This is a genomic window from Actinomycetota bacterium (genome assembly GCA_013152275.1).
Taxonomy (GTDB): domain Bacteria; phylum Actinomycetota; class Acidimicrobiia; order Spongiisociales; family UBA4744; genus BMS3Bbin01.
Window position 1 is genome coordinate 1 of record JAADGS010000059.1, and the last position, 8072, is coordinate 8072.

Genomic DNA, 8072 nt, shown 5'->3' on the forward strand with positions numbered 1-8072 from the left:
CGCCTATCGTCTGGTCCCCCGGGCGGGGCTGGATGGCTGACGATCCCCCTGTCGCCGAACCCAGGGCTCAGGGGGGTCGCCACGACCCCCCTGAGCCCTGGGTTCGACGACAGGGGGATCGTCACCCATCCAGCCCTGCCCGGGGGACCAGACGATAGGCGTCATAGACGCCCTCGATGCCGCGCAGCGCGTCGATGAGACGATCGACCTGTCCAGGGTCGGAGAGCTCCACCTCGTACCGCAGGACAGCCGTTCGATCTTTGCTCGTCGTCGATGAGGAGGCCCGAATGTCACCACCGATGTCGGAGATCCGTTCGGTGACGTCGCGTAGCAACCGGGGACGGTCGAGAGCTTCGATCTGGATCCACACCGAGAAACGGCCGACTCTCTCAGGAGCCCAACTGACATCGATCATCCGTTCTTTCCCCAGTGACGCGATATTCGTGCAGTCCGAGCGATGCACGGACACGCCTCGTCCGACGGTGACGAATCCGACGATGTCATCTCCGGGCAACGGTGCGCAGCACCGGGCGATACGCACCCATACGTCGTCGAGCCCCTCGACGATCACCCCGACGCCCGTGTCCGGTCTCGGTCTCACCGGCGGAGGTTCGGGAACCGCCAATTCCACAGCTTCTTCTTCTTCGGGGCGGGCAAGACGCAGAAGACGTGCGACCACGGTCGATCCGGACACGGTTCCCTCGCCCACGGCCACAAACAGTGACTCTATGTCTCGCTGCCCCAGGCGCTCGGCCACGGAGGCGAGAAGCTCGTCCCTACGCTTGGCGTGCAGTCCAAGACCCTCCTTGCGCAAGAGCGAGAGGACCGCCTCGCGCCCATCGGTCAGCGCCGCTCCTCGGCGTTCCTTGCCGAACCACTGTCGAATCTTCGCCCGTGCCCTGGACGTGCGAACGAAAGCCAGCCAGTCTCTGCTGGGCCCCGCATCCTGGGCTTTCGATGTGACGATCTCCACGATGTCACCGGACTCGAGCTTGGTGTCGAGCGGTACGAGCCGTCCGTTCACCTTGGCGCCGATGCACCGATGCCCTACCTCCGTGTGAACCCTGTATGCGAAGTCGACAGGTGTCGCACCCTTCGGCAGCGTTTTCACGTCTCCCTTGGGGGTGAGCACGAACACCTCGTCTTGATACAGGTCGAGTTTGAGCCCTGCGAGAAACTCGTTGGGATCCTCGTATTCGTCCTGCAGGAATCGCAGGTCGGCCATCCACGGGAGCGTGTCTGCCGATCTCCCCTCCTTGTAGCGCCAATGCGCCGCGATGCCGAACTCCGCCCGCTCGTGCATCTCGCGAGTCCTGATCTGTACTTCCAGCGGCCCTCCGCCCGGACCGATCACGGTCGTGTGCAAGCTCTGGTAGAGGTTGAACTTGGGCATGGCGACGTAGTCCTTGAATCGGCCGTGAACCGGCGGCCACGTCGCGTGCACCAGCCCGAGCACCGCGTAGCAGCCCCGAACATCGTCGACGATCACCCTGATACCGATCAGATCGTGGATGCGCTCGAACGGAAGCCCGCTGTTGACCATCTTGCGGTAGATCGAGTATTCGTGCTTCGGTCGGCCCGTGACCTCGCCTTCGATGTGGGCATCCTCCATCAACTGTTTCACTTCTCCGATGACGACACCGAGGTACGCATCGCGTTGTGGCGCGCGTTGCTTCAGCAGGGCCTTGATCTCCGCGTTGCGCCGCGGGTAGAGGATCGCGAAACAGCGATCCTCCATCTCGTGTTTGATCTCTTGGACCCCAAGACGGTGCGCGAGCGGCGCGTACACGTCGAGGCTTTCTCTGGCGATCCGCTGCTGCTTCTCTTCGGGGAACGGCCAGATCGTGCGCAGATTGTGCAGCCGGTCCGCGAGTTTGATCAGCAGTACACGCACGTCTCTTGCCAACGCGATGACCATCTTTCGGATCGTGGCCGCCTGCGCCTCCTCTCGCGAACCGAACTTGATCCGGTCGAGTTTCGTCACTCCATCGATGAGAGAGGCGACCTCCTCTCCAAACTGCTCCCGCACCTCTTCGACCGTCAGGTCGGTGTCTTCGACGGTGTCGTGCAGGAGGGCGGCACACAGCGTCTCCGTGTCGAGGCCATAGCCCGCCAGAATCTCGGTCACGGCGACGGGATGGGTGATGTAGGGATCGCCCGTCTGACGAATCTGGCCCTCGTGCTGCCGTCTGCCGAGTTCGTACGCCCTTCGGATGGCTTCGGCGTCGCCGTTCGGATGGTGCGCGGCGTACGCGCTCAGAATCCGATCCATCGCCTCATCGGTCGGATCAGTCATAGGTGACGAGGGCATGGAATCCCACGTCGTTGAGTGATGCCCGCCCTCCGAGGAATCCCAATTCTATGAAAACGGCCACGCCAACGACCTCCGCCTCGAGTTGCTGCACGAGACAGATCGCGGCGGCGGCCGTACCGCCCGTTGCGAGAACATCGTCGACGATGAGCACGCGGTCACCCGGACGTACGGCGTCACGATGCATCTCCAGCGCATCGCTACCGTATTCGAGCTCATAGGTCTGTCGGATGACCTCTGCGGGGAGTTTCCCCGGCTTTCTGATCGGGATGAAACCTGCCTTGAGCTGCTCCGCGACAGGAGTGGCCAGGATGAACCCGCGGGCTTCGATGCCTGCCACCTTGTCGATCGTTCCCAGAGGATACGGAGCGCACAAGCCATCCACCAGGTCGGCAAAGGCCCGCGGATCTGCGAGGACGGGTGTGATGTCCTTGAACACCACTCCCGGCTTCGGGAAGTCTGGAATATCACGAATCAAGCTGCGAAAGGATGGATGTTGCACCGGAGAAGTGTACCGCACGGGCTCGCTCCCCTCGCGTACCCGACAGTTGGTACTCGGTACACGGCCTTGCGTATCGCGGCGTGACGGAGATCCTAGGCCGCCGAGCGACCGTCAAAGCTCCTGTCGGAGGTCGAAACGGCGAGCGCCGGCGGTTGGAAAGCCGACTCCTAGCGCCGGCGGCCCTTCTTCCCCTTCTTCGGTGGTCGCGGGGCGGCCCCACTCTTGCGTTTCGGAGCCGCCTGCGGCGTCTTCGGAGCGGCCTGCGGTGTCTTCGAAGCCGCGGAGCTCTCGACGGCGGCCTTCTTGGCTCCCCGGCGGCTTCCATCGGCTCGCCCCCGTTCCTTGCGGCGACGTACCCGCTCCCACTCTTCTTCGTGTTCTTTCCACGTCGCGAGGATCGGCGACGCCACTCCGATCGAGGAATAGGTGCCGGCCGCGATCCCGACGAACAGAGCGAGCGCAAAGTCGCGAAGTGTGTGGGCGCCGAGGAGGAACGAACCGACGAACAACAGGCTTCCCACCGGTAGGAGGCTCGTCAACGAGGTGTTGATGGAGCGCATCAGGACCTGGTTCATCGAACGGTTGACCAGCTCCGAGAGTGTCATCCGGTCGGTGTGCAACTCCTCGATGTTCTCCTTCACCTTGTCGAATACCACGACGGTGTCATAGAGCGAATAGCCGAGAATCGTCAGCACACCGATGACGGTTGCCGGTGTCACCTCGAATCGTGTGAGAGCGTAGACACCGAACGTGATGATCAGGTCGTGAAAGAGCGCGGTGATCCCCGAGACGGCCATCTTCCATTCGAGTCGCCACCACATGAACAGGACGACTGCCGCCAGGAACACGACGAGCGCAGTCACCGCACGTCTGGTGATTTGCGCGCCGAAGGTCGGACCGACCTCATCGATGGAGACCTGGTCGAGCGATGATCCTGAGACCTTCGCGACGGCTTCCTGGAACGCTCGGGATTCGGCTGGACTCAGGGTTCCGACCTGCACTCGGATGTCGGCACCGCCCGCGAGCATCTGGATCTTTGCGTCGCCGAGCCCGAGTGGCGTCACCGCGTCCCGGACGGCCGCAACGTCGACACCTGCCACGTTGGTGACCTCGACGGCCACACCGCCCTTGAAATCCAAGCTCAGATTGAGACCGAAGATGGCGATCGCTACGAGCGAGATCAGTATGAGCGCCGACGAAATCGCGAGCCAGATCCGCTTTGCCCCGACAAAGTCGAAGGAGGTCTCTCCCCGATACAGACGGGTGACGAGGTTCATGATGCCTCCTGCACTCCGCCGGCGGCGGCGCGGATACTGAAGAAGCCGCCCTCCCCCAAGGGTCCATGGGAGATGATACTGACGGCGTTTCGAGTGAAGAAATACGCAACGAGAATGTCGAGGAACGTCGCGATGCCGAGTGTGAGAGCGAAGCCCTTGACGGGACCCACGGCGAGCAGCCACAAGAGCCCTGCGGCGAGAAACGACACGGTATCCGCGGTGAGGATGGTGTGAAACGCTCTTGTGAAGCCCTCATCAACGGCTGCGCGCATCGTTCTACCTCGATGGAGCTCTTCTTTGATGCGTTCGTAAAAAACGATATACGAGTCCGCGGTAATACCGACCGAAACCACGATCGCAGTCACGCCGGCGAGCGTGAGCGTGAGTCCGGAGGTCTTGCTGAGCAATCCGAGGACGATCAGCATCAACGAACCGAAGACACTCAGTCCGACGATCGTCACCACACCCAAAGACCGGTAATAGAGAATCATGTAGATCGCCACCAGGATCAGACCGCCGAGACCGGCCACGAGGCCGAATCGCAGCGAGTCTGCACCGAGGGTCGCCGAGACGCTCTGCACCTTGTCACGTTCGAAGGCGATGGGAAGGGAACCGTACCGCAGGACGACGGCGAGGTCCTGCGCCTCACTCTGTTGAGTGTCCCCGGCGCCGATGGTGATGACCGCGTTGCCTCCGGCGATTCCAAGGTTCGGATCGACGGTCTCTGCCACCTGTGGCGAGGAGATGACCTTTCCGTCGAGCACGATGGCGATCTGCCGTCTTGGATCCCCGGCCGGATACTGCGCGGCGGCCTTGGTGATCTCTTGAAACTTGCGGGCTCCGTCGTCGTTGAAGCGCAGATTGACCTGCCACTTGCCGTCGGCACCGAAGTTCGCCAGCGCCTCGGTGAGGTCCTTGCCGGTCAGCGGGTCAGGCTTGCCTGTCTCAGGATCCAGCAGCGTACCGACCTCGTATCCGGCGATCAGCTTTCCCTCGGCGTCATACTCGGGGAGCCAGGCGTCCAACAGCGCCGGATCATCCTTTATGGTGTAGCCCGTCGTCGGATCCACGTTCTCGGGAAACGTGGTGGTCGTCGTCGGCTCGGTCGAAGCCGTGGTCTCGCCAGGCGCCGTCGTGGTCGTCGTCAGGGGCTGAAGCAGAGGACTGCGAAGGAAAGAGGCCTTCACCGGTCTGAAGGACAGCACGCCTGTCTGGCCGATTGCCTCCAGCGCTCGCTCACGATCGGTGACCCCCGGTAGTTGAACGAGCACACCGTTCTTCCCGCTGATGGAAATCTCGGGCTCCTGGACACCGAATGCCTCGATGCGCGCCCGCATGATCTCCACGGCTTTCTCGAGCACGTCGGGATCGGTCCCCTCCGGGGCTCGCAGGATGACGGAGGTTCCACCCTTGAGGTCCAGACCGAGTTCCGGAGTCGTGTGCGTCGCCACGATCGCGGCCACGCCACCATAGGCGAGCACCAGCACGATGATCAGAGTGATGACGCGCCGAGCCATGGTCAGCTCTCTCGCTTCCCGGCAATTGCCCGCCGGGAAATGCGCATCCGTCCTTCTTCGAGTCCGAGCACGACCGAATCTTCATCAAGTGAGACCACGACACCGTACACACCGCCGTACGACTGCACCTTGTCGCCGATCTCGAGGCTCGCGGCGACCTCCCGCTGCTTCTTCGCCCTGACACGCTGCGGTCGGATGAGCAACACATAGAACATCCCGATCAACAACGCAAGGAAGACCAGCGAGGTCCAGGAGCTTCCGCCCGTTGTCTGTGCCAATACCAACACGTCTACCTTCTTCGTGAGTGCAGCCCGCGCCAAGCGGGCGGCGGTCATGCTAGCGAGTCATCCGAGCCGGTGGAAACTCTCCTCGCGAGGGTCGCGCGCCGAAACGATCGCAACTCTCCCGATTCGATGCTCTCGCGTATCCGGCCCATCAACGACGCCGTGTAGGCGAGATTGTGCACCGTGAGCAGCCGAAGACCCGTCGGTTCGCCCGTCAGAAAGAGGTGACGCAGATACCCCCTGCTGTGCGCCATGCACGTCCGGCAACCACAGTTCGGATCGAGTGGCCCGCCGGAGCGCTTGAACTCCGCTCGGCGGATGCCGTAATCACCGGTCGAAGCCAGCACCTTCCCATGGCGAGCGAGCCGTGTCGGCCAAACGCAGTCGAACAGATCCACACCCCGCAGGACACCGTCGAGCATCCCTTTGGTATCGCCCAGTCCCATCGTGTAACGAACTCGATCTTCCGGAAGTTCCGCGACCACGACTTCGATCGCACGATTGCGCTCGGCTTCCGACTCCCCCACGGAGAGCCCCCCGATACCGAACCCGTCGAATCCCAGAGTCGCCGTCACCGCCGCGCTCCTCTTCCGAAACTCGCGGTCGGTGCCGCCTTGGACGATCCCGAAGAGCGCCTGATCTTCCCTCTCACGCACCTTTGCCGCCCGGGCGGACCACCGCAGCGTCCGTTCCATGGCGTATTGGACGTCTTCTCGGGATGCCGGCAGGCCGATGAGAACGTCCAAGACCATCGCGATGTCGGAACCGAGATTCTCCTGGACGGCCACGGCGCTCTCCGGCGTGAGTTCCACTCGGGAGCCGTCGTATGAGGATCGGAACTCCACACCTTCCTCGGTCACCTTCGCGTCGAGCGAGAAGATCTGGTATCCACCGGAATCGGTCAAGATCGGAGCATCCCAGCCCATGAACGCGTGCAGGCCTCCGAGGTCACGGACGACGTCATCCCCCGGGCGGAGCATCAGGTGGTAGGTGTTGGCGAGCACCATCTGTGCGCCTGCCTCGGCCAGATCGCGCGTATCGACCATCTTGACCGTGCCCCGGGTTCCCACCGGCATGAATGCAGGGGTCCTGACCACACCGTGTGATGTCGCCAGGGTTCCTGTTCGCGCTGCTCCGTCGATCGCCCCGATTTCGAACCGCATCATCGCTCCGCGTACATGGCGTCCCCGAATGAGAGGAAACGGTAACCGCGATCGAGGGCCGTCGCATAGACACTCCTCCATCGCCTACCGAGAAAGGCCGCCACGAGAACGACAAGCGATGACCGGGGGATGTGGAAGTTGGTCACCAACGCATCGACGACGGTGAAGTCGTAGCCCGGTCGGATGAACAAGTCTGTCGAGTCTTGACCCGGTCGCACCTCGTTTCCGACCGATGCGGCCTCGAGGGCCCTCACGACGGTGGTTCCGATGGCCACGACACGACCGCCACGCCTGCGGGTCTCGGACACCGCGGCGGCCGTTTCGACCGGTATCGAGAAGCGTTCCGTGTGCATCTCATGATGTTCGACGTACTCGGTATCGATCGGTCGGAACGTATCCAAGCCCACCTGGAGGTCCACGGTGGCGACACCGACCCCACGATCGCCCAGCTCGGCCAGAACGGGACCACTGAAGTGCAGGCCGGCCGTCGGCGCAGCCGCCGATCCGACCTTGTCGGCAAACACCGTTTGGTACTCCTCCGGGTCGGATGGTCCGGCCGTGATGTACGGCGGAAGAGGCACTTCTCCATGAGCGGCAATCAACGCCTCGATATCGTCGCCCTCCAGGTCGAGCAGTGCCTTGCCGCGGACGGGATCCTCGAGGATGCGTCCGCGCAACTCCCCGAATCGCAGCCTGGTTCCCGCGCGCAAACGCCGGGCGGGTCGAACCAGGGCCTCCCAGCGACCATCGTCCAGCCGGGTCAGGATCAACGCCTCGACCGCACCACCTGTCTCCTCCTTGTGGCCGTGGAGGCGAGCCGCTCGCACCCTCGTGTTGTTGACGACCACCAGGTCGCCCGACATGAGCAGGGCAGGCAGATCCCGGAACGTCCGGTCGGTGAGATCCCTCACGTCGAGCAGTCGGGCCGCATCCCTGGGTGCGACCGGCCTTTGGGCGATCGCGTCCCTGGGCAGGACGTAGTCGAACTCGCTGGTCCGCATGACCTGCTCTGTTCTCA

Annotated in this window: 7 protein-coding genes; all 7 read right to left on the minus strand. The window is 63.2% G+C overall.

The window, feature by feature from the left end:
• Positions 1-121 precede the first annotated feature (121 nt).
• Positions 122-2296 (minus strand): bifunctional (p)ppGpp synthetase/guanosine-3',5'-bis(diphosphate) 3'-pyrophosphohydrolase, encoded by a 2175-nt coding sequence (locus tag GXP34_09825; protein NOY56270.1) that lies wholly within the window; start codon positions 2294-2296, stop codon positions 122-124.
• Positions 2289-2813, minus strand: coding sequence for an adenine phosphoribosyltransferase (locus tag GXP34_09830; GenBank protein NOY56271.1), 525 nt, complete (start codon positions 2811-2813; stop codon positions 2289-2291). Before GXP34_09830 ends, GXP34_09825 begins: the two co-directional genes overlap by 8 nt.
• A gap of 167 nt (positions 2814-2980) precedes the next feature.
• Complete coding sequence (secF, locus tag GXP34_09835; protein ID NOY56272.1) at positions 2981-4090, minus strand: protein translocase subunit SecF; 1110 nt, start codon at positions 4088-4090, stop codon at positions 2981-2983.
• A complete protein-coding gene (gene secD / locus GXP34_09840; GenBank protein ID NOY56273.1) occupies positions 4087-5607 on the minus strand; it encodes a protein translocase subunit SecD in 1521 nt (506 codons plus the stop codon). Before secD ends, secF begins: the two co-directional genes overlap by 4 nt.
• Positions 5608-5609: 2 nt before the next feature.
• On the minus strand, positions 5610-5942 hold the full coding sequence (yajC, locus tag GXP34_09845) for a preprotein translocase subunit YajC (protein NOY56274.1): 333 nt from the start codon (positions 5940-5942) through the stop codon (positions 5610-5612).
• On the minus strand, positions 5939-7054 hold the full coding sequence (tgt, locus tag GXP34_09850) for a tRNA guanosine(34) transglycosylase Tgt (GenBank protein ID NOY56275.1): 1116 nt from the start codon (positions 7052-7054) through the stop codon (positions 5939-5941). Before tgt ends, yajC begins: the two co-directional genes overlap by 4 nt.
• Positions 7054-8055: a tRNA preQ1(34) S-adenosylmethionine ribosyltransferase-isomerase QueA gene (queA, locus tag GXP34_09855; GenBank protein ID NOY56276.1), complete on the minus strand. Its 1002-nt coding sequence runs from the start codon at positions 8053-8055 to the stop codon at positions 7054-7056. Before queA ends, tgt begins: the two co-directional genes overlap by 1 nt.
• Between the last annotated feature and the right edge of the window lie 17 nt (positions 8056-8072).